This is a genomic window from Glutamicibacter endophyticus (genome assembly GCF_048457885.1).
Taxonomy (GTDB): Bacteria; Actinomycetota; Actinomycetes; order Actinomycetales; family Micrococcaceae; genus Glutamicibacter; species Glutamicibacter endophyticus.
The window spans coordinates 1740159-1760620 of the sequence record NZ_CP174200.1 but is presented as its reverse complement, the minus strand read 5'-3'; the positions used below and the strand labels follow the sequence as shown (position 1 = coordinate 1760620).

The following is a 20462-nucleotide window of genomic DNA, read 5'->3' as shown; positions in this document are numbered from 1 at the left end:
GCTTCCCTCCACAGCAGTGACTAGCCAAAACTCTGTGACCAGTTTCTCATGTTCCGAAAACTTAAGAGAGTGTTAGGACTTTGCCTACGCGTTGGCTATGCCGCAGCTCACACATAGGCTATTGCTGTTCTTCACGCATTCGGAGACCGGTTCGAGACCGGCTACCGCACTGCACCTATTCAATGGTCGGGTATCCGGCCACACATGAGAGTTACCACTAAGGAACAAACCCAATGGCGGACAGCATTAAACCCGCAATCGTCAATGAAGACGGCGGTACCCCACCTAAGTGGAAGGTGATCGGCCCAGGACTCGTGGTCGCGGCCACCGGTGTCGGCGCGGCCGATATGGTGGCCACGCTGGTGGCTGGTAATAAGTACGGTTATGGCCTGCTCTGGGCGGTGATCGTCGGCGTGATCATGAAGATCGTGCTGGTGGAAGGCGCCGGTCGCTACTCGTTGGCTACTGGCAAAACCATCTTTGAGGGCTGGCGAACCCTCGGCAAGTGGACCACCTGGTATTTCGGCCCATACATCATTATCTGGGGCTTCGTGTACGGTGCCACGGCCATGAGCTCGGCGGCATTGCCCCTTGCCGCCCTGATGCCGGCGGTGGACTTGCGCATCTGGGCGGTCCTGATGGGGCTGGCTGGTTTCACGCTGGTCTGGCTGGGTCGTTACGCCTTCTTCGAAAAGGTAACGGCCGTATTGGTTGGCATCATGTTCGTAACCGTTGTCGGCCTTGCGGTGATTGCGGCGCCAAATCTTCCCGAGATGTTGCGCGGCTTGGTGCCGTTGATCCCAGAGGGCGGCTTGTTCTACACCTTGGCCTTGGCCGGTGGTGTCGGTGGCACCATCACCCTCGCCGCCTATGGTTACTGGCTACGTGAAAAGGGCTGGATTACCCCGAAGTGGATGCGTGTTATGCGCATCGATAATTCGATGGCTTACGTGATGACCGGCATCTTTGTGATCTCGATGCTGATTGTGGGTGCCGAGGTGGTCAGCGCTGCAGGAGTTAGCCTGACCAGCGGCGATCGTGGGTTGCTGGACCTCTCCGATGTGCTGGCCGATCGATACGGACAATTTATCGGCACCGGATTCCTCGTGGGTTTCTGGGCTGCGTCCTTCTCCTCAATTTTGGGTGTCTGGAACGGCGTATCGCTGATGTTCGCCGATTTCTGGGGCCACATGCGCGGCAAGGCAGCCGGACATGCCGATACCTTGGTCGGCGGCAAGTACTTCAAGTTCTACCTGCTGTGGCTGACCTTTCCGCCGATCATTCTGGTGATGCTGGGCAAGCCGGTGGGACTCATCCTTGCCTACGGCGTCCTAGGGTCCCTGTTCATGCCGTTCTTGGCGCTGACCCTGCTGGGGCTGCTCAATGGCAAGCGGATCGAAAAGGCCTGGGCGAACAAGTTGCACACCAATATCGCTCTCGGTGTGACCGCACTGCTGTTTATCGCCTTGGGTGTGCAGCAACTCATCAAGGCGCTCGCCCCGCTGCTTGGCGGATAGCAAGTTCACTCGATCAACGACGACCCACCCGCACAGGCACCCAGCGTTCTACGCTGGGTGCCCGTGCCTTTTGGGGAACGAAATATGCAAAGTTTCGGGAAATGCTACGACTGCCGGCGGCAAGGAGCCGGGTACCGCTTGTAGCCCGCCTTCTTTCCACAAGATTCGGCAAGCCTTAGGCGGTGCCAACTCAACAGTTTCCATGATGTGCACGGAAAAGAGCGATAGATTGGCAGTCTCGGGATCCCTATCTGGCCACAAGCTCGCACCGGCACCATCCAGAGCATGTTCGTAGAGACCGTCGAAGCCCCCTTCAAACGCAAAGAGTTCTCCAGTGTCCTCGTATCTGAAGAAGACAGTTCCATTCCCGGCGGCAGGGACAACGGTAATTTCGCCATAGCCACCAAAGATGCAATGCATTAGCTCGAAGCGCTCAGCGAAACTTTTCATCCCCGCCCACCTATGTCCCAAACCGCACAGGATTTCTGTTGCGTTCAACCAATGTATACGGCGACAAACCAAGAACCCCCGATTGACCAGAGTCAATCGGGGGTTTCTTGTGCGGCCGGTGACTTGACCATCGTTCCTGCCAAGCCCAAGTGCGCGAGACACGCTAGTTAGTGCGACAGGTAGGACGACGCCTAACTAAAGCTACGAGCTCAACACCCGCCTTCATAGATCGGCTCACTTACGTGCCAACGTGAGCGACCGCCCCTTTATTCGCAACCAACCCCGTCACCATCGCGGTCAAGTTTCCTTGAGTATCCGGGCTCTCCCTTATAGATCGGCGCCGCACCTGCGGCGCGAACTGCCGTGCAATTCTTGTAGTAGACGTTCGCTGACGCCTTTTCTTCCTGCGCACGCGCCGCCGCTTCCTTGGCCGCTGCCTCTTCCGCCGCCTTGGCTGCAGCTGCCTGCTCAACCGCGCGCAGCTTGGCCGCAGCTTTTTCGGCGGCCTTTTTCTCGGCCACCTTCTTCTCGGCGGCCGCTTTCTCTTCCGCAGCCTTTTCGGCAGCGAGTTTTTTAGCCGCCGCCTCTTCTTTCGCCTTCTTTTCTTCAGCGGCTTTCTTCTCGGCAGCCAGAATCACTGCATCATGGTCAGTTTCACTCAACCACACGAGGTTTCCGGCGTCGTTCTTATCGCAGTAAAGGCTCTTGTCATCTTGATCCATCACAAGGTCGTCACCCTCGCAGGATTCGCCCTCGAAGTCTTCGAGAGAGGGGCTAGCCGACGGACTGGGGGTTGGCGATTCAGTCGAAATCGAAATGGGATTGTCCTGCGCCGTGGGCTCTACTTCCGTTGGCGCCTGAATACCGCCGGACACAAGGCTTGCCACCAATAGTCCCGCCGCACTGGCACCGAAAATCTTAATCCCTCGTCGATTCGCAATCTTGAGACCGGGTATGCGGCCTTTGCTCCACCCGATAATCGCGAGTATGAGTCCTACAAACGCGAGAAACAAGAGTAATCCAGGTAGCCAGATCAATAATGCCAGCGCTAGGACTGCGAGGATCACGTATAAGGTCTTACGCCTGTTGCCTTGGGAACTTGGGGGTCGCTCATAAAAACTCATGAAAATCTCCCTGGTGGGATTTGTGTGATGACTCACACAGTCTCAACCAGCGGGAGGTGGATAGTCAAATCGTTATCTGAAATATGAAGTCTTCTATTTCGTCTCCTCAAAACACCTATTGGTGGACTCGCATTCTACTTCTCTACGAGGCGTAGCCTCTCGCCGAATTACAGCGAGCACAATAGGAGTACCAACGAGGGAGAGAAGTGGCTGGAATCCGGCGCTACTCTCGCTAGAGGGGCCCAATCGCCACGTGCCTCGCAACGCAAACATTCGCGAAAGGCGTGGCACTTGCGCTATGCATAAGAAGCAGATCGGTAGAAAACTTGACATGGATCGGACGCCGGATCGTCGCTCAATGAAGATTTCCGAATTTAATTACCGCCAAGGACGTGTTCTTCAGTTTCGAAGCGCAAGGCCAGTTGACTCGACCATCGACCTATCCACGGTGAGGTACATACCGAACACCAACATGTAAAAGAAGAGCACTTCTTGTGCGGTATTTTTTGCGCCGTGTGATGCTTCAAGAGTTTTTGCGCTTCGCGGCAACACAGCCCGGTAAGGCTACGAGGGTCCCTAGAACACCTAGTCCAAACATCACCCAAAGCGGCGTGCTCATTACGTGCTGCGCATTGTTTTCATCAGCCACTACACCGGCAGTGAATAATGCGATGCTTCCACACAGGAGAGCAGTCAGGCTGATTACGAGGGCGATAAGCCAGTTGAACTTAGAAATCGCAAGCATGTCTGCTCCTTAGCGGCTGCGGCGAACTATCTTCGCTAATTCTCTTTGTGCGTCATCGACATGGTCAACACCGGTCCCCGTCTCTAGCCGCATATCTGCCCCGCTCCAGACACAGAGGGAGCCATGCCCAGCAAGTTTTCCAAAGCCGAACATCTCCTCCGGAAGGACACCATCTACAGCGACGGAAAGCTCACGTTGCGTTATGCCGGGAAGCTACGGCACTTAGGAATAGTACAAACTTACGCAGGCATTCCGGCACTCACGCCGGTCAACGATCGGGAGGGCATGGCGATCAACAAATAATCGGGGAAATACTTAGATACTTCAAAATCGATCTAACGAGGAACTCTCAAAAAGCGATTCCAAGGCCTGAGAGGCAACCGGTTAAAAACTAATGTCTCGGGACATCGTTCTGAACGATGTCCCGAGACATTACATTGTGCGCGGAGGGGGACTTGAACCCCCACCCTCTAAGCGAGGACTAGCACCTCAAGCTAGCGCGTCTACCTATTCCGCCACCCGCGCAGGTGACTTGTTGTTTGCGTTGTTATCGCTGGCAACGAAGTAAAACTTTACACGAAAAACCGCCCGCTGCAAATTCGGCCCAGCACCCTTCAAATCCCGCGTGATTCCGCGGGAAATCGGCTGTGAGTAGTCGCTATACAAGCAAAATCAGAAGAAAAGTGTCGAGCATCACGCTCATTTTGTAGTTCCAGTACGCTCGCGACGCGCCGGATCTGCGGCAGTCCGCTGGCGACCGTCTGTTCGGGAGCTCCCTCGCGAGTCGGCCGCGCAATTCGATGCTGTCTATGGAGCGTAAACTTTTTATGCAACCGTCCACCATCGCTACGGAGTATTCATGCGCATCGCCATGCTGTCCCTGCACACCTCACCGGTGTCTCAGCCAGGGACCGGGGACGCCGGCGGAATGAATGTGTACGTGTTGCAGCTCGCCATGGCACTGGCGGGTATAGGACACGAGGTCCACATGGTGACCCGCGGCGCCGGCACGGAACAGGTTCAAGAAGTTGCCGCCAATCTGTGGCATCACGAAGTACCTATTCGCCCCGGACAGCAGCTCAGCAAGGAGCAACTGGCTGAGGTATTAGAAGAGGCCGCCGAGGCCATAGCCACGCATTTCGACGGGTGGTTCGCTTCGGGACAGGGCTTCGACGTGCTCCATGCCCATTATTGGCTTTCTGGGCGTGTTGCCGAGTCCTTGCGCAGCCACTGGGGCACACCCTTCGCGCTGACGCTACACACCAGCGCCGCGGTGAAAATGCACGAGTCGAACCTTCCCGAGGCACCCGAACGCCTCGAGGCAGAACGCCAGCTACTTGCTCGGGCCGACGCCGTCATTGCCAATACACCGGTCGAGGCCGACCAGCTGGTGCGCTACTACGCGGTGGACGAAGCCAAGCTATCTGTAATTACCCCGGGCGTGGACCACGTACGGTTCAATCCTGCAGCCCAAGCGAAGCACGTCAGTGCTCCCGAAGGGTCGGACCTGCATGTGGTGTACGCCGGGCGCATGCAAAAGCTCAAGGGCCCGCATATCTTGTTGCAGGCACTAGCCAAGGCACGGCAAAAGCGTCCGGATCTACGGTTGACCGCCCAACTGATCGGGGCGAATTCGGGGGCCGACGCCTACGACGTCCCCGGAATGGTGCAGCAACTCGACCTTGGCGACGTTGTGGAACTTTGCGCCCCTTGTCCCCCGGAAGTACTGGCAGCTTACTTCGCTGCAGCGGACATAGTAGCGGTGCCATCGCTCTCCGAGACCTTTGGCTTAGTCGCGGCCGAGGCACAAGCTTGTGGCACTCCGGTGCTGGCTAATCGCGTGGGCGGGCTCTCCCATGCGGTCATCGACCGTCATACCGGCTGGCTAATTGAAGCCGAGGAACGTGTGAAATCGTGGGCCACGGCGCTCATCCGGCTAGCCGAAAACCCGCAGGCCATTGAGCGCGCCTCCGAGGCCGCGATAGCTCATGCACGGAGCTTAACGTGGACCGCGGCCGCCGAACACACGCTGAACTGTTATCAGCAATTGTTGTGTCCGACGGCCGGTCGGTGTCAGTAACGTCTAGGACTCGCGCTCTAGAACCAACTCAAAGTGTGGCTTGCCGCGTCGCGGGTTCCACGCCGAAACGCGATACCCCTTAGCCTGCGGCTCGAAGGCTAGGTCCACGGAGCCGGGCAGCAGCACCGGAGTTTTGAAGTCGATGTGCCACCGGTAGCTACCCGCCTGCGGTTCAATTCCCGCCAAGGCACGGGCGCCCAGATAGATGCCATGGGCGATCGCCCGTGGCATACCCAAGGCCTTCGCGCTGAGCCCACTGAGGTGAATGGGGTTGAAGTCCCCGGATACTTTCGCCCAACGGCGCCCGGTGCCAGCATCCAACATCCAATGTGCGGTGCGCCGCGGGGTTTCCGCCGCTGGCTCGGGGACTTCCGACGCCGTAGGCGCGGGGACTCCGGGCAGCGAAACGCCCTTGGCTAGGAAGACATGTCGCATCTCCATGCGGGTGCTGGAGCCAACCAGGATCTCGACCACTAGTTCGCAGCTTGTGCCCTTGCGATGCGCGGCCAAGTTCTCTGCTCGGACCTGCACGTCGAAGCTTTCTGCGGCATCAAGTGGCTCAGCGACACTGACCTGGCTTGAAAGGTGGATCATGCCCAGCAGCGGCAACGGGAAGTCATCGCGCGCCATCAGCGACATGGCCAGTGGAAAGACCCGGGTATGTACGAACAGGCTGGGCAAGATGTCGTTATTCGGTGCGCCCGTCGCCTGGCAGTAGGCGTCGAGTGCCGCCCGGTCCACCGTTGCCCCGGAATATACCAGCGTGGTCTGCGGCAAGACCGTTGCCTTGGGCTTGCGCCCGATGGTTCGTAGCGCGCGGGCATAGACTCCGCCGAGGGCCGGTATTTCGGTCACGAGTTGGGCTTCCACTAGGCACCCACCAACGACTGTCCACATACCCGCAAGGTCTGCCCATTGAGACCGGCGGCAGCATCGGAGCCGAGGAAGGCAATGGCCTCGGCGACATCCTGCGGCAAGCCACCCTGCATGAGTGAAGGCAGGACCAACCGGGCGACGGTTCGGGTGCCCAACGGGATCTTCGCGGTCATTTCCGTTTCAATGAAGCCGGGTGCCACCGCGGCGATGGAGCCGCCACGTTCGGCGAAACGCTCGGCGCTGGCACGCACCATCCCGATGACGCCGCCCTTGCTGGCCGCGTAGTTGCTCTGCCCGCGGTTGCCGGCAATGCCCGAGGTTGACGCGAGCGAAACCACTCGCAGGCCCGGCAGGTCGGCAGCCAGGAAGGCCTCGTTCATACGCAACTGGCTGGCGATGTTCACGGCGATCACCGAATCCCAGCGTGCCTGATCCATGTTGGCCAACAGCTTATCGCGAGTGATACCGGCATTGTGGACCACCAGATCGAGATGACCGTAACGGTTCACCGCGTGGTCGATGATGCGTTGCCCGGCATCGGCGGCGGTGACATCCAACTGCAGTGTCGTGCCGTGCACCTCGTTGGCGACGGCGGCTAGTGCCTCTCCGGCGGCTGGCATGTCCACGAGGACGACCTGCGCACCGTCGCGGTGCAGCACGCGGGCAATTGCGGCGCCGATGCCGCGCGCGGCACCGGTAACGACGGCAACCTTGCCAGCCAACGGGTACTCCGGGTCGGCGGGCAGCGAACCCTCGTCGTTGCGTACGGTCAGGAACTGGCCATCGACGTAGGCGCTGCGGCCGGAGAAGAAAAAGCGTAGGGCCCCTAAGGCACTTGGGCTGGTCACGGTGGTGTCGTCGGCCAGCAGCACGCCATTGGCGGTGGCTCCGCCGCGCATTTCGCGGCCCAGCGATCGCATGGCACCGTCAATACCTTGGCGGACTGCCGCGACGGCCGGCTCATCTTGGGCCAGCGCCGGCCGTGAAACCGACACCAGACGGCCGCCGGGCAGCAGCTGACGGAGTGCGCCACCGGCGGTGAGCATCACCTCGCCGAGCTGTTCCGGGTGGGTTAGCTCATCGAGCAATAGCAGGATGCCGCCGAGCTTATCGCCCTGAGCGTCGTGACGGCGCACATCGATCCCCCAGGAGATCAGCTCATCGGAGAGTTGTTGCGCCCGTGCGCTGGCACCAAGGACCAATAGCGGTCCGGGCAGGAGCGCGCTGCCCGGTTCGTAGCGACGCAAGCGTGGCGGGCGTGGCAGACCGAGCAGTTTGGCAACCTTTTTGGTGTAGCCGCTGTTGACCAGTTCGAGGTACTTGTCAGCCATGATTAGCGTGCCTCCACAATCGCGACGACACCCTGTCCGCCGGCGGCACAAACGGAAATCAGTGCCCGGCCCGAGCCCTTTTCATGCAGCATCTTCGCGGTGCTGGCCACGATACGGCCACCAGTAGCCGCGAACGGGTGCCCGGCGGCCAGCGAAGAACCATTGACGTTGAGCTTGCTACGGTCGATCGCGCCCAGCGGCGCTTCGAGCCCGAGCTTCTCGCGGCAGAACTGCTCGTCTTCCCACGCGGCCAGGGTCGAGAGCACGGTACCGGCAAAGGCTTCATGGATCTCGTAGAAGTCGAAGTCCTGCAAGGTCAGCCCGTTGCGCTCGAGCAGGCGTGCGGTGGCGTAGGCCGGGGCCATCAACAGGCCTTCGGCTCCGTGCACAAAGTCCACGGCGGCGGCTTCGAAGTCGACGAAATTCGCCAGCATCGGCAGATCATTGGCCTCGGCATATTCTTCGCTGCCGAGCAGCACGGTCGAGGCTCCGTCGGTCAGAGGGGTGGAGTTACCAGCGGTCATGGTGGCCCGCTCCCCCAGCGACTTGCCGAAGGCCGGCTTGAGCTTACCCAGTTTCTCCAGCGTGGAGTCCGGGCGCAGGTTGTTGTCGCGGCTCAGTCCACGGAAGGGCGTGATCAGGTCGTCGAAGAACCCGCGCTCATAGGCGGCAGCTAGGTTCTGATGGCTGGCCAATGCCAGTTCGTCCTGTGCGGTACGGGTGATTCCCCAGGCCTCGGTGGTGAGCGCCTGGTGCTCGCCCATGGACAGCCCGGTGCGTGGTTCGCCGGTGCCCGGTGCGCTAGGAGCGAGGTGAGCCGGACGCAGTTTGCTTAGGGCGCTGAGCTTGTCCTTGGTGCTGCGGGCGCGAGAGAGTTCGAGCAAAATGCGACGCAGCGGTTCGGAAACGGCGATCGGAGCATCGGAGGTGGTGTCCACGCCGCCGCCGATGGCGGAATCAAGCTGGCCGAGTTTGATCTTGTTGGCCAGCGATCCGATGGACTCCATGCCGGTAGCGCAGGCCATCTGAACGTCATAGGCCGGAGTTGCTGGATCCAGCGAGCTACCGAGTACGCATTCGCGGATCAGGTTGAAGTCTTTGGAGTGTTTGAGCACCGCACCGCCGGAGACGGCGCCGATGCGCTGGCCTTGCAGTCCGAAGCGGGCGATCAGCCCTTCGAGTGCTGCGGTAAACATGTCCTGGTTCGAGGCGTTGGTGTAAGCGGTGTTGGCACGGGCGAAGGGGATGCGATTGCCACCGATGATGACGGCTTGGCGTGGCGCGGCAGTTGCCATGAAGCTACTCCTGAGAAGTTCGAACTGTGGGGTGTATTACTGTAACCAAGAGTACATGATACTCTGAGTAACGTGAAGAACGTCACCCCTATGAATGATGTCACCGAGGACGGACGCGCCGCGCGCTGGCAGAACCACCGCACCGAGCGCCGCACCGAACTATTGACGCTGGCCCGTAAAGCCGTGCATCAGCTCGGCCCGGGGGCATCCATGGAGGAAATCTCCTCGCATGCACAGACCTCTAAGCCGGTGTATTACCGATACTTCGGGGACAAGGAAGGACTGCGCCGGGCCCTCGGCGCCATGGTGATCACGGACTTTCGCCACCGGGTGATTGACGCCGCGCTGGCCAAGGACGACGAGCGAGCCGCCCTGCGCGCCATGGTCGGCGCCTACCTGGAGTTGGCCCAACGCAGCCCCAACCTCTACTACTTCGTCACCAGCGGAGACCTCGAAGCAACAACAAACAGCGAGGAAGAGAGCCCCTCGGCAGCGCTGAACGCCTTCTTCACCGAGATCACCGCGCTAATGACCGACCGGCTATCCAGCTATCTGCACGAGGCCGGTTCCAGTGACCCGCACGCAGTCTCGCTCTGGCCGCGTGCCGCGCTGGGCATGGTGCGCGCCGCGGGAGAATCCTGGCTGAGCCAACCGGAAGGCCCAAACAAGCCGCCGCTAGATGAACTGGCCGACGCACTCACGACCTGGCTGATCAACGGCATCGCTGCCGCAACGCATTGAACAACGAAAGGGAGTCATATCCATGAGCACCAACCGCATCGACGTCGCCGCGCTCGGTCAACAGCTACTGGGCGATTACGCGGAGATCCGCACCGCCTCACGCGCCCGCGCCGCCCGCCCGGAGCTGCAACGCGACCCCGCGCTGGGCATGGACGAGCACCGCGAACGCGTCTTGGAACAGCTGAAGATCCTCGTGGAAGAGCAGGCCGTACAGCGCGCGTTCCCGAAAACCTATGGCGGACATGACGATCACGGCGGATCCTTGGCAGCCTTCGAGGAACTGGTCGCCGCCGACCCGTCACTGCAGATCAAGGCCGGCGTGCAATGGGGACTCTTTGCCGGGGCGATCTTGCACCTAGGCACCGAGGAGCACCACGCCAAGTGGCTGCCGGATGCCATGGACCTGACCGTTCCCGGAGCCTTTGCCATGACCGAGATCGGTCACGGTTCGGATGTTGCGGCCGTTGCGACTACCGCCACCTACGACAAGGACACCGAAGAGTTCGTCATTCACACCCCCTTCCGCGCGGCGTGGAAAGAGTTCCTTGGCAATGCAGGACTGCATGGCACCGCTGCCACCGTCTTCGCCCAGCTGATCACCAATGGCGTGAACCATGGAGTGCACTGCTTCTACGTGCCGATCCGCGACGAGAACGGCCAGTTCCTCCCCGGCGTGGGCGGCGAGGATGACGGGCTAAAGGGCGGGCTCAACGGAATCGACAACGGCCGACTGCACTTTGACCACGTACGCGTTCCGCGCACCAACCTGCTCAACCGCTACGGCGATGTGGCCGCGGATGGCAGCTACTCCTCCCCGATCGCGTCGCCGGGCCGTCGCTTCTTCACAATGCTCGGAACGCTCGTTCAGGGTCGTGTTTCCTTGGATGGGGCGGCGACCAATGCCTCGAAGATTGCGTTGCAGATCGCGGTGAGCTACGCCAACCAGCGGCGCCAGTTCACCAGCGTGTCGGAAACCGAAGAGACCACGCTCTTGGATTATCAGCGCCACCAGCGTCGCCTCCTGCCGCGCCTGGCCCGCACCTATGCAGCAAGCTTCGCGCACGATGGGCTGCTCGAGAAATTCGATGCCGTCTTCTCCGGCCGCGCCGATTCCGATGACGACCGTCAAGATCTCGAAACCTTGGCCGCTGCGCTGAAGCCGCTCAGCACCTGGGATGCCCTCGACACGCTGCAGGAATCTCGTGAGGCTTGTGGTGGCTCAGGCTTTATCGCCAAGAACCGCTTCACCCAGCTCTACCAGGACCTCGATGTGTATGTGACCTTCGAGGGCGATAACAACGTCCTGTTGCAGCTGGTCGGCAAGCGCCTGCTCACCGATTACGCCTCGGGTTTCCGCAAGCTGGATACCGGTGCGATGGCCATGTATGTGGCCAAGCAGGTCGGCACCGCCGCGCTACACCGCTCCGGGTTGCGTTCGGTAGTGCAGTCCGTGGTCGATGTCTCCGACGAACGCAAGAGCGCCAACTACTTCAAGGATTCGCAGAATCAGCGCGAACTGCTCACCGGACGCATTAATGCGTTGGTGGCAGAGGTCGCCGGAAATCTCCGCGCGGCCGGTAAGGACAAGGTCAAGACCGCACAGGCGTTCAACGAAAATCAGGACACCCTGATCGCCGCGGCCCGCACGCACGGCGAACTGCTGCGTTTCGAAGCCTTCACCGAAGCTCTGGAGCGAGTCAGCGACGAAACCACCCGTGAGGTGCTGACCTGGCTGCGTGACGTGTTTGTGCTGTGCGTGATCGAACAGGATTTGGGCTGGTACCTGGCCAACGGCTGGCTTTCGATGCAGCGTGCACGTACTCTTCCCGAGTACATCAACCGCCTGCTGGCCCGCCTCCGTCCACACGCCCAGGATCTGGTCGATGCCTTCGGATACACCCAGGATCACCTGCGTGCCGATATTTCCAGCGGTATCGAGGCCGAACGCCAGGAAGAGGCCATGGCCTACTTCGCGGCATTGCGGGCTAGCGATCAGGCCCCAATCAGCGAAAAATCGCTCCTGAAAAAGACCAAGGCCGCGGCTACCGCCTAGGCCTGGACCGGTTCCTGCGCGGAACCACCTTGGGCCATTGGTGGCCCTGAACTCAACATAGCCGGCGGCGGCACCAAGCATGGAACCCATGCTTGGTGCCGCCGCCGGTGGTTCGGGTCGAGCGCTACCTACGACGCTTGCTCTGCTACGAGAGGTCTTCGGCCTTGACCGCGGCACGAACCTCGACCTTCGGAGCCTGGTGTTCACCGGCGGATGCCAAGCGTTGCACTTCCAGAATGCGGGGGTTCTCCCCTTCGGCGCTGTTCAGAATCCAAGGCCCGATCATCAGATAGCGCGCGTCGTTCTCCGCGGCGGTGACAACCCCGGTGACCACGAAGCGGCCGTAGGGAGCCTGCTCGATACTCGTAGCCACCAAGTCCCCATGGGAAATTTCGGATACCGGGCACGCGGTCGCTTCCAGAGCACCGTCGTAGTCGGCCGGGAAGGCACGCACCTCCTTATCGGGGCTGCGCTGGAGCTGCTTGTCCTCGCCCACCTTCACGCTTTTAGGCACACCGGCCAACGGCTGGCCGCCCACCATCAGTTCGTCGGCGAAGCTGCAATGCACGGTGCCGGTCACCAGATAGTGGCCATAGCGTGCCGATTTATAGAGCACGGAGACCACATCACCGGCGGAGACCTCGCTCAAAGCGGCTTTCATCCCCGCCACGTCACGCTTTGAGGGGCCTTTAAGAAATTCCTCTACCGTCATCATGCTCTTTCCATCGTTGAATCTGTTTCCTTAAACCCTATGCCATGCACGGGTCTTGTAGCCGGAGGAAAACCCGGGCCCAGCGCTGGCACCGCGCTGTTCTACCGTGGATCCAAGAGCTCATGAGTTTGGCGAGAAATACCTTGGCAACAAACTGTCAAAGAACCATTTCACAGCTAAGCTGTAAGGGTGGACACACTTGAACGCTACAGCCCTAACGAGAACCTGACCCGCGACGAGGCCGCCTGGCGCGCGGCCCAAATCAGCCTGCAGAACATCCAGGTCACCCTCGATGTCAGCAACGCCGCCGAGCGCGAGGCAACGAGCTTCGCCAGCGAATCGGTGCTCGAATTCGACAGTGCAAGCACCGAAACCTTCATCGACTTCATCCACGAATCCGTCGACTCCATCTGGCTCAACGACGAGCCGGTGAATGTCGCCGACGCGGTCCTCGACGCCCGGATCTACCTCACCGGCCTGAACCTAGGCCGCAATACCGTGCGCATTCACGGCCGGGCCCTGTACTCCCGCTCCGGTGAGGGACTGCACCGCTTCGTAGACCCCAGCGATGCCCAAACGTACCTTTACACCCAGTTCGAGCCCTCGGAAGCGCGACGCGTCTTTGCTTGCTTCGAACAGCCCGACATTAAAGGCTCGTACACCTTCACGCTACGCGGACCCGCCGACTGGCATCTGGCCAGCAACCAACCGGTGGTCAATACCGAGGTGCACGAGGACGGCACCAAGACCGTGCACTGTGCACCGACTCCCCCGATTTCCAGCTACATTACCGCCGTGCTGGCCGGCCCGTACCATGTGGTCCGCGACGTGCACGAGCAACCACTAGCGGGTCAGGATGAGCCACTGCGCATCGAACTGGCCGCAACCTGCCGCGCCTCGCTGGCCGATGATTTCGATGGCGAACAGATCCTCGAGCTGACGAAACAGGGGCTACGCTACTTCCACGAGCTTTTCGATTACCCCTACCCGTGGGGTAAGTACGACTCGGCCTTCGTTCCCGAATATAACCTCGGGGCGATGGAAAACCCGGGGCTGGTGACCTTCACCGAACGCTACGTGTTCACCTCGGCGGCCACCGAGGCACAGCATGAACAGCGCGCCAATACGATCATGCACGAGATGGCGCACATGTGGTTCGGCGACCTCGTCACCATGAAGTGGTGGGATGATCTGTGGTTGAAAGAATCCTTTGCGGATTACATCGGCACCCTGGCCGTCGACGAAGGCACCGCCTTCAGCACCGCATGGACCACCTTCGCCGCCCGCCGCAAAGCCTGGGCCTATGTGGCCGACCAGATGCCCACCACGCACCCAATCGTGGCGGACATTGTGGATCTGCAAGCCGCGGACCAGAATTTCGACGGTATCACCTACGCCAAGGGCGCCAGCGTGCTCAAGCAGCTCGCGGCCTACGTGGGCAAGGACGCTTTCCGTGAGGCCGCCCGGGCGTACTTTGTCGCCCATGCCTTCGGCAACACCACGCTGGATGACTTCTTAATCGCACTGGAAGAGGCCAGCGGACGCGACATGCGCGCTTGGGCTCAAGCGTGGTTGATGACCTCCGGAGTACCGCGGCTACGCGTAGAGCTACGCACCACGGACAAGGGAATCGTCAACGAGGCGCGCCTAGTTCAGGAGGGCACCGACCCGTTGACCGGCGAGCCGATTGTGCGCCCGCACGTGTTGAGCGTCGGTAGCTACAGCCTGCGCGACGGTACCCTGGAACGTACCACTAGCCATCGTGTGGAGCTTGTCGACGAGCACGTGGAGCTGGATTTCCTCCTCGGGCAACCCGCTCCGGAGCTGGTATTGCCCAATGACGGGGATGAAACCTACGCGTTGATCGACTTTGATGACCGGTCGCTGGCCACGCTATTGGAGCATCTTGGCCAGCTCACCGATTCGCTGCCACGTGCCACCTGCTGGGCTTCGCTCTGGGATGCGGTGCGCGGTGCCCGGCTCAGTGCCGATCGCTACCTTGAGGCCATCCTGCGCCATGGCGATCGGATTGGGGACGCCGGAGTATTCGGCTTCTTGCTCGACCAGCTGCTGGCCACCCTCAACCAGTATTTGGCCGCCGAACGCCGCGAGGCAGCCCGCGACGAGGCCGCGGCGGTGCTCACCACCTGGCTGACCCGCTTTGAGGCCAACGGTGACCAGCAGATTCTAACCGCACGCACGCTGGCACGCCTGGCCCGCGGCGCGGTGGCCACGGAAGTCATCGAGGAACTACTGGCAGGCTCTTCGAACCGCTTCGGGCTCGACGTTGATGAGCAGTTGCGCTGGCTGTGCTGGCAAGCGTTGGCAGCCTCGGGCCGCTTGGACGCGGCAGCCGAGGAACGCATGCGCGCGGATTTGGCCGCAAAGCCCAGCGCCGTGGCGGAAAATTCGCTGCGAACCGCACTGGCCGCACGCCCAGAACCAGAGGTGAAGTCCTCTGCCTTCCATCAGGTACTCGAAGCCGCAGACGCTTCCGGTCCGCTCTCCAACGATGCGCTCTCGGCCATTGCCGAGGGATTTTCCATGGGTTCGGCCGAACTGCTCGCTCCCTTTGAGACGACCTACTGGCAGTCTATTGCCCAGGTTTTCGACTCGATGAGTATGGAATTTGCCACCCGCGTGATTCGCGGGCTGTTCCCGCGATATCAGCAACTTCAGACGCCGGTGGAATTGGATCCCTCGGTCATTGCTCTCAATGCCTGGCTTGAGGCACACCCACAGGCTCCGAAGGCCCTGGTTCGGATTCTGTTGGAGGAACGCGACGGGTTGCTGCGCCGTCTGCGCGCCCAAGAACTCTCGGCACGCGTGGCGCTCAAGGGTTAGCTCACCCGTTAAGCACAAGTGCGGGCCTTGACCGAATCCTTTCGGTCAAGGCCCGCACTTGTAACTACCGCCGAGTTAAGGCACCCGGGCGGTCCACTTATCGGTGAGGAATTTGCTGGCCGCCAGTTCACGGGCTTCCTGCCGGGTCTCCTCGTCGAGGGTGGCCACGGTGGCTCCGGTGCGCTCAATGAAGGTGCGCACCATGGTGTCGATAATTTCGCTGCGACTGCGCTGAGTCTGGGATTTCAGCGGATCCACCCGCTTAACCGCCGAGGCAATGCCCTTATCGGATAGCTTCTCCCGACCGATGCGCAAAACCTGGGACATCTTCTGGGCGTCGATGTCGTAGCTCATCGTCACGTGATGCAAAAGCCCGCCGTTAGCCAATCGTTTCTGTGCCGCCCCACCGATCTTCCCTGCGTCGGTGGCAATATCGTTCAGCGGCTTGTAATGCGCGCTGATGCCCAACTCGGCCAGGGCTTGCATCACCCAGGCATCAAGGTACGGATAGGAATCGGCAAAGCTCATGCCGTCGACCAAAGAATCCGGCGTATACAACGCATAGGTGATGCAGTTACCGGCCTCCATAAACATGGCCCCGCCGCCGGAGATGCGCCGCAGTACGCGTAGCCCATGAGCGTTGGCTTGTTCCATGTCGACCTCGTTGGCCAGCGACTGGAAGGAACCGATGATGACCGCGGACTGGTCCCAGTCCCAAAAGCGCAGCGTGGGCTTGCGTTTTCCGGCCGCGACCTGCCGGGTGAGAATCTCATCGAGCGCTGGTTGTTCGGCAACCGGAATGATCTGCGGGGGCAGAACCTCCCAGTCGTGGTCGGTCCAGCTTGTCGCATGCCCTAGGGCCCGGCGGGTTACTCGGGCGATGGCCTCGGCATCGAACCCGAACATCACCGCCCCTTCACGCAGGCCGGAGGTCACTGCCTCCCGAATGGCGCTGTGTGTAGCCGAGGTGGGCAGTCCCACCAACGCGCGGTTCAGATCGTCCAGCGCCTCATCGGGCTCTAGGAAGAAGTCCCCGTTAACGGATGCATGGGTAATGATTCCCTGTTCGGAGACCAGATCCACGACCACCAGCTTGCCGCCAACGACCTTGTATTCACCGTGATGCTGCATACCTCTATCCTAGTCCGGCCCGAGACGCGCATTAAAATGCCATTGGCGCGCCCCGCGAACGGGACGCGCCAATGGCGGTACAACTTGTGGGGACGAGAAGACTACTTCTTGCCGCCGAAGCCCTTGAAGCGGGCGTTGAAGCGCTCGACACGACCGGCGGTGTCCATGATGCGCTGCTTACCGGTGTAGAACGGGTGCGATGCGGCCGAGATTTCGACGTCGATCACCGGGTAGGTGTTGCCGTCCTCCCACTCGATGGTCTTGTCGCTGGTAGCGGTCGAACGGGTCAGGATCTTCTCGCCGGATGCGAGGTCATTGAAAACGACGAAGTCGTAATTCGGGTGGATATCAGCCTTCATAGCCTTATGTCCTTAGGTGTCAGGCCCCTGGATTTTGCCAGTGGCCGCGTACTCGGAAAATGTTGCCGTGGCGCACAAAGGTTTCCCGCGGGCGACACAGACATTCCATGCTATCGCATTGCGCCCGCTTCAGCGAACCGGACCCGCCCCCAAGGACGTGGTCGTAGGCTGGCCAATTAGATCGAAACCCGCTCCCCATCCGCGCGCCGGCGGATCAAATCCCCGGTGAGATCCTCGATGCGCGCGGCCCCCATTAGTTGCATGGTGACCTCGATCTCCTTCGCCAGAAGTTCAATGGCACGACTCACCCCTTCTTCGCCGCCGGCCATGAGGCCATACAGGTAGGCGCGGCCGATGAGCACGAAGTCAGCGCCAGCACAGAGCGCAGCAACAATATCGGCTCCCGACATGATGCCCGAATCTAGGATGATCTCCATGTCTTGACCAACTTCGGCACGAACCTCACTCAGGGCTTCGAAGGCCACCGGTGCGCGATCCAGTTGACGACCGCCATGGTTGGACACCACCAGACCGTTGGCGCCGGCGGCCTGCGATTTAGCCGCGTCTTCGGCGGTGAGCACTCCCTTGACGAACAGCGGCCCGTCCCATAGCTCCCGAATCCAGCGCAGGTCCTCGAAATCCAGTGACGAATCGAACATGGAATTGATGATGGTCGGAAGGTCCGCCGCGGAGTCCGAGAGTGAAGCGAACTTCAATGAATCTGTGGTGAGGAAGTTGTACCACCATTCCGGACGATATGAGGCGTCAAGCAGGGTCTTCAACGTCAGTTCGGGTGGGATCTTCATCCCGTTACGGGTATCGCGCAGACGCTGGCCCGCCACAGGCGTATCGACGGTAACCAGAAGATTCGTGTATCCGGCCGTGGCCGCCCGTTCGAGCAATGCCTTGGACTTGGCGCGGTCCTTCCAGAGATAAAGCTGAAACCACTTGTGGCCCTGTGGAGCAGCCTCGGCGACCTCCTCGACGGAACGCGTTCCCATGGTCGACAGACTGAAGGGAATCCCAGCCCGCTGCGCGGCACGCACGCCGCCAATCTCACCCTCCGAATGCATGAAACGGGTGAATCCCGTCGGGGCGATTCCAAAAGGTAGGTTGCTGCGCACGCCGGCAATGCTCGTGGACATATCCGAATGGGCTGTCCCGTGCAGAATCCGGGGAATTAATTCCACTGCGTCGAAGACCTGCCGCGCTCGCTGCGCCGTGATTTCCCGGCCTGCAGCCCCGTCCACATAGTCAAAGGCGGCCTTGGGCGTGCGCCGCTTGGCAATGCTCCGCAAATCCCACAGATCGGCGGCCGCAGCCAGCCGTGCCGAACGTCGGTTCAGGGACGGTGTCTTGAACCTCATGAGTTTCAACAACTCGGGTACATCCGGCATCTGGCGCTTGAGGTGAGACATGCACGCTCCTTATTTCTTAGTCGCTCGCGACCAACACGTGCTTCCGGTGAGGTCGGCATGCCAAAGCCTCACGAATTTGGCCCGTGGACTAATCCGCCCAAAACCGCATACCACTCGTTGCGTCGGATCGCTACCGGCCTAACACAAGTCAGATGGCCGCATGCTTCCGATGCTACCGAACCTTGTCGTGAGAAGAGGGCTTGCGACCATGGATAAGCTTCAGCCGTTCGCGGACGGTAACGACCACGCTGGCTCCGCTTTGGTTGGAACGCTGCTCAGGACCGAGGGCCTGACAGAAAAGTCAGGACCAGAGTAACTTCAGGCCTACCTATGCCCGGACAACCGGCTACGTCGACTCACTTGACTCAGACGGGCAAGAAGAAATCTAACCGGTTGTTGGCATGTTCGCCGAGTTCCCAAAACGCCACATGCGGGAATGGAGCATATGTCCGACTCCGTCACGCGCGAGCGAGGCATCAGTTGCCTGACGCCTTCGGCCCACTAAATGTGCCGTACGCCAAAATAGGGCCTTCGGCCAGCCTCAAGCCACCAAGCCACGGGACAGTCATCGCCCGGCGAGCTTGCGAAAGGGCCAGATGTTAATCTCAGGACATGGACGCCGCCGTTCCCTCGTATCGGAAAGGCAATGCGACCACTCGCGTGCCCGACTTTGGCCGACGTATTCAGTTGCATTCGGCCACTGGTGGACGCCTCTTCCGCATTAGCTACTGCGGAACCATCTGACGAGACATGAACATCGGCGACCAGTCCCCCGCGCTGGTCTTGGCTCGCACCATCGACACCGGCGAAACTCTCTCGATTTTTGATGAGGATGCCGCGGGTACGACGCCATGTTCGTGGATACTTTCGATCCAGGCGCACTCGACAGGCGGACTGCCGAGCATCCACTGGTGATCGACGCCGAGAGCTGCTTCGAAATCGAGCTCGAGCTTTTCGATAATATCGATTGGGATGAGGAAGGGCAGGGCCTGCTCGATCAGCAGGGCGAGCTTCACCTTCAGTCTGGCGAACTCAACGACCCGGCCCGGCTCCACGCCGACGGGTTCGACGCCATCAGTCTCGACGGAACACACCATGAGATTGCCAGCGAGAAACTCGGGTGAGCAACCTCTCCGACGAGGTCAAGGCACTAGCATCGTGTCGCGATGTCGATATCAGAAATGTCCTTCTGCGCACCGGGCTTCAGCAAGGACCGGATCACAAATACCAATAAGCGATGGCGCTGGCAGCGCCCACATTGAGTGAAAACACCTCTCGGTGCATCGGAATCATCACGGTACCGATCACGCATCCCGTGCTACTCGTTGTCCAGAATCATCGCCACCCTGCCCCTCCGCGATTTGGATCTGGCCGCGCAATGGCGTCAAGGCGAGGCTGCGGAACGCACGCCGCTACGGGATCTCACTCGAGGCACACTCACGGCAGATCGAAGACGGTTCTCACGGGGAGCCGCGCATTGTACAGATGCCGGGGATCAACGCGCATGAGCATCAACAGGACCGGACCAAGCCGGGTTCGGTGTCCGAACACAGGATTGCACCCTAGGCGTTCGGTGTACTGACTACCTACGGGCACCCCATGACTACTACCGCAGTATCTTCGTCTTTCTGGGTCAGCCGCGCGACTCCCGACAAAGCAGGCTCCGTCCCGTTGTGGGCCAGGTCCACTAGGCGCTCCAAAGTGGCGGATCAACTTAGCCTTAGACAACGAGAAGACAAGCACGCACGCGGACCCTCTCGGCGAATTGGTTAGGTTGAGGGCGGTG

General features: G+C 60.6%; 18 protein-coding genes and 1 tRNA gene. 8 read left to right on the top strand and 11 right to left on the bottom strand.

Annotated features, from left to right (window positions below; genetic code table 11):
- Positions 1 to 233 precede the first annotated feature (233 nt).
- The gene (locus tag ACJD00_RS08195) at positions 234 to 1517 is read left to right on the top strand and encodes an Nramp family divalent metal transporter (protein ID WP_418906610.1); all 1284 of its coding nucleotides are present in this window, start codon (positions 234 to 236) and stop codon (positions 1515 to 1517) included.
- A gap of 48 nt (positions 1518 to 1565) precedes the next feature.
- On the opposite strand, the gene ACJD00_RS08190 is transcribed toward ACJD00_RS08195, so the two are convergent.
- The 3 genes from ACJD00_RS08190 to ACJD00_RS08180 form a co-directional block, all read right to left on the bottom strand.
- Positions 1566 to 1967, bottom strand: coding sequence for a hypothetical protein (locus tag ACJD00_RS08190; protein ID WP_418906609.1), 402 nt, complete (start codon positions 1965 to 1967; stop codon positions 1566 to 1568).
- Positions 1968 to 2233: 266 nt separating this feature from the next.
- Positions 2234 to 3091, bottom strand: a complete 858-nt coding sequence (locus ACJD00_RS08185; protein ID WP_418909281.1) for an excalibur calcium-binding domain-containing protein — start codon at positions 3089 to 3091, stop codon at positions 2234 to 2236.
- 523 nt (positions 3092 to 3614) lie between these two features.
- Positions 3615 to 3836 carry a hypothetical protein gene (locus ACJD00_RS08180; protein ID WP_418909280.1) on the bottom strand — a complete coding sequence of 74 codons (222 nt, stop codon included), beginning with the start codon at positions 3834 to 3836 and terminating at the stop codon, positions 3615 to 3617.
- A gap of 123 nt (positions 3837 to 3959) precedes the next feature.
- Between ACJD00_RS08180 and ACJD00_RS08175 the strand changes: the two genes are divergently transcribed.
- Entirely contained in the window at positions 3960 to 4139 is a 180-nt protein-coding gene (locus ACJD00_RS08175) for a hypothetical protein (protein WP_418909279.1), read from the top strand.
- Between the two features lie 137 nt (positions 4140 to 4276).
- On the opposite strand, the gene ACJD00_RS08170 is transcribed toward ACJD00_RS08175, so the two are convergent.
- Positions 4277 to 4361, bottom strand: a tRNA-Leu gene (locus tag ACJD00_RS08170).
- A gap of 334 nt (positions 4362 to 4695) precedes the next feature.
- Between ACJD00_RS08170 and ACJD00_RS08165 the strand changes: the two genes are divergently transcribed.
- Positions 4696 to 5916 carry a glycosyltransferase gene (locus tag ACJD00_RS08165; protein ID WP_418909278.1) on the top strand — a complete coding sequence of 407 codons (1221 nt, stop codon included), beginning with the start codon at positions 4696 to 4698 and terminating at the stop codon, positions 5914 to 5916.
- 3 nt (positions 5917 to 5919) lie between these two features.
- Here ACJD00_RS08165 and ACJD00_RS08160 read toward each other — a convergent pair whose 3' ends face one another.
- Genes ACJD00_RS08160 through ACJD00_RS08150 form a run of 3 tightly spaced genes read right to left on the bottom strand, consistent with a single transcriptional unit; the run spans position 5920 to position 9418 of the window.
- On the bottom strand, positions 5920 to 6771 hold the full coding sequence (locus tag ACJD00_RS08160; RefSeq protein ID WP_418909277.1) for a MaoC/PaaZ C-terminal domain-containing protein: 852 nt from the start codon (positions 6769 to 6771) through the stop codon (positions 5920 to 5922).
- 14 nt (positions 6772 to 6785) lie between these two features.
- Positions 6786 to 8123 carry a 3-oxoacyl-ACP reductase gene (locus ACJD00_RS08155; RefSeq protein WP_418909276.1) on the bottom strand — a complete coding sequence of 446 codons (1338 nt, stop codon included), beginning with the start codon at positions 8121 to 8123 and terminating at the stop codon, positions 6786 to 6788.
- Between the two features lie 2 nt (positions 8124 to 8125).
- A complete protein-coding gene (locus ACJD00_RS08150) occupies positions 8126 to 9418 on the bottom strand; it encodes an acetyl-CoA C-acetyltransferase (protein WP_418909275.1) in 1293 nt (430 codons plus the stop codon).
- 90 nt (positions 9419 to 9508) lie between these two features.
- Here ACJD00_RS08150 and ACJD00_RS08145 point away from each other — a divergent pair, with 90 nt between their 5' ends.
- Both ACJD00_RS08145 and ACJD00_RS08140 read left to right on the top strand, forming a co-directional pair.
- Positions 9509 to 10159 (top strand): TetR/AcrR family transcriptional regulator, encoded by a 651-nt coding sequence (locus ACJD00_RS08145; RefSeq protein ID WP_418909274.1) that lies wholly within the window; start codon positions 9509 to 9511, stop codon positions 10157 to 10159.
- Positions 10160 to 10181: 22 nt separating this feature from the next.
- The gene (locus ACJD00_RS08140; protein ID WP_418909273.1) at positions 10182 to 12212 is read left to right on the top strand and encodes an acyl-CoA dehydrogenase; all 2031 of its coding nucleotides are present in this window, start codon (positions 10182 to 10184) and stop codon (positions 12210 to 12212) included.
- 145 nt (positions 12213 to 12357) lie between these two features.
- Here ACJD00_RS08140 and ACJD00_RS08135 read toward each other — a convergent pair whose 3' ends face one another.
- On the bottom strand, positions 12358 to 12927 hold the full coding sequence (locus ACJD00_RS08135; protein ID WP_418909272.1) for a hypothetical protein: 570 nt from the start codon (positions 12925 to 12927) through the stop codon (positions 12358 to 12360).
- A gap of 186 nt (positions 12928 to 13113) precedes the next feature.
- Between ACJD00_RS08135 and pepN the strand changes: the two genes are divergently transcribed.
- Positions 13114 to 15768, top strand: coding sequence for an aminopeptidase N (gene pepN / locus ACJD00_RS08130; protein ID WP_418909271.1), 2655 nt, complete (start codon positions 13114 to 13116; stop codon positions 15766 to 15768).
- Positions 15769 to 15843: 75 nt separating this feature from the next.
- Here pepN and ACJD00_RS08125 read toward each other — a convergent pair whose 3' ends face one another.
- The 3 genes from ACJD00_RS08125 to ACJD00_RS08115 all read right to left on the bottom strand — a co-directional run bounded on the left by ACJD00_RS08125 (position 15844) and on the right by ACJD00_RS08115 (position 18676).
- Entirely contained in the window at positions 15844 to 16899 is a 1056-nt protein-coding gene (locus tag ACJD00_RS08125) for a lipoyl protein ligase domain-containing protein (protein WP_418909270.1), read from the bottom strand.
- Between the two features lie 101 nt (positions 16900 to 17000).
- The gene (locus ACJD00_RS08120) at positions 17001 to 17258 is read right to left on the bottom strand and encodes a type B 50S ribosomal protein L31 (RefSeq protein WP_309407240.1); all 258 of its coding nucleotides are present in this window, start codon (positions 17256 to 17258) and stop codon (positions 17001 to 17003) included.
- A gap of 176 nt (positions 17259 to 17434) precedes the next feature.
- Positions 17435 to 18676: an alpha-hydroxy acid oxidase gene (locus tag ACJD00_RS08115; protein ID WP_418909269.1), complete on the bottom strand. Its 1242-nt coding sequence runs from the start codon at positions 18674 to 18676 to the stop codon at positions 17435 to 17437.
- A 750-nt stretch (positions 18677 to 19426) separates the two neighbouring features.
- Here ACJD00_RS08115 and ACJD00_RS08110 point away from each other — a divergent pair.
- Positions 19427 to 19591 (top strand): hypothetical protein, encoded by a 165-nt coding sequence (locus ACJD00_RS08110; RefSeq protein ID WP_418909268.1) that lies wholly within the window; start codon positions 19427 to 19429, stop codon positions 19589 to 19591.
- Positions 19588 to 19800 carry a hypothetical protein gene (locus ACJD00_RS08105; RefSeq protein ID WP_418909267.1) on the top strand — a complete coding sequence of 71 codons (213 nt, stop codon included), beginning with the start codon at positions 19588 to 19590 and terminating at the stop codon, positions 19798 to 19800. Before ACJD00_RS08110 ends, ACJD00_RS08105 begins: the two co-directional genes overlap by 4 nt.
- Positions 19801 to 20462 lie beyond the last annotated feature (662 nt).

Excerpts from the sequence above, each read along its gene's own strand:
- ACJD00_RS08195 (WP_418906610.1), top strand. The coding sequence starts at position 234 with ATGGCGGACAGCATTAAACCCGCAATCGTCAATGAAGACGGCGGTACC.
- ACJD00_RS08190 (WP_418906609.1), bottom strand. The coding sequence starts at position 1,967 with ATGAAAAGTTTCGCTGAGCGCTTCGAGCTAATGCATTGCATCTTTGGT.
- ACJD00_RS08185 (WP_418909281.1), bottom strand. The coding sequence starts at position 3,091 with ATGAGTTTTTATGAGCGACCCCCAAGTTCCCAAGGCAACAGGCGTAAG.
- ACJD00_RS08180 (WP_418909280.1), bottom strand. The coding sequence starts at position 3,836 with ATGCTTGCGATTTCTAAGTTCAACTGGCTTATCGCCCTCGTAATCAGC.
- ACJD00_RS08175 (WP_418909279.1), top strand. The coding sequence starts at position 3,960 with ATGCCCAGCAAGTTTTCCAAAGCCGAACATCTCCTCCGGAAGGACACC.
- ACJD00_RS08165 (WP_418909278.1), top strand. The coding sequence starts at position 4,696 with ATGCGCATCGCCATGCTGTCCCTGCACACCTCACCGGTGTCTCAGCCA.
- ACJD00_RS08155 (WP_418909276.1), bottom strand. The coding sequence starts at position 8,123 with ATGGCTGACAAGTACCTCGAACTGGTCAACAGCGGCTACACCAAAAAG.
- ACJD00_RS08150 (WP_418909275.1), bottom strand. The coding sequence starts at position 9,418 with ATGGCAACTGCCGCGCCACGCCAAGCCGTCATCATCGGTGGCAATCGC.
- ACJD00_RS08145 (WP_418909274.1), top strand. The coding sequence starts at position 9,509 with ATGAATGATGTCACCGAGGACGGACGCGCCGCGCGCTGGCAGAACCAC.
- ACJD00_RS08140 (WP_418909273.1), top strand. The coding sequence starts at position 10,182 with ATGAGCACCAACCGCATCGACGTCGCCGCGCTCGGTCAACAGCTACTG.
- ACJD00_RS08135 (WP_418909272.1), bottom strand. The coding sequence starts at position 12,927 with ATGATGACGGTAGAGGAATTTCTTAAAGGCCCCTCAAAGCGTGACGTG.
- ACJD00_RS08125 (WP_418909270.1), bottom strand. The coding sequence starts at position 16,899 with ATGCAGCATCACGGTGAATACAAGGTCGTTGGCGGCAAGCTGGTGGTC.
- ACJD00_RS08120 (WP_309407240.1), bottom strand. The coding sequence starts at position 17,258 with ATGAAGGCTGATATCCACCCGAATTACGACTTCGTCGTTTTCAATGAC.
- ACJD00_RS08115 (WP_418909269.1), bottom strand. The coding sequence starts at position 18,676 with ATGTCTCACCTCAAGCGCCAGATGCCGGATGTACCCGAGTTGTTGAAA.
- ACJD00_RS08110 (WP_418909268.1), top strand. The coding sequence starts at position 19,427 with ATGAACATCGGCGACCAGTCCCCCGCGCTGGTCTTGGCTCGCACCATC.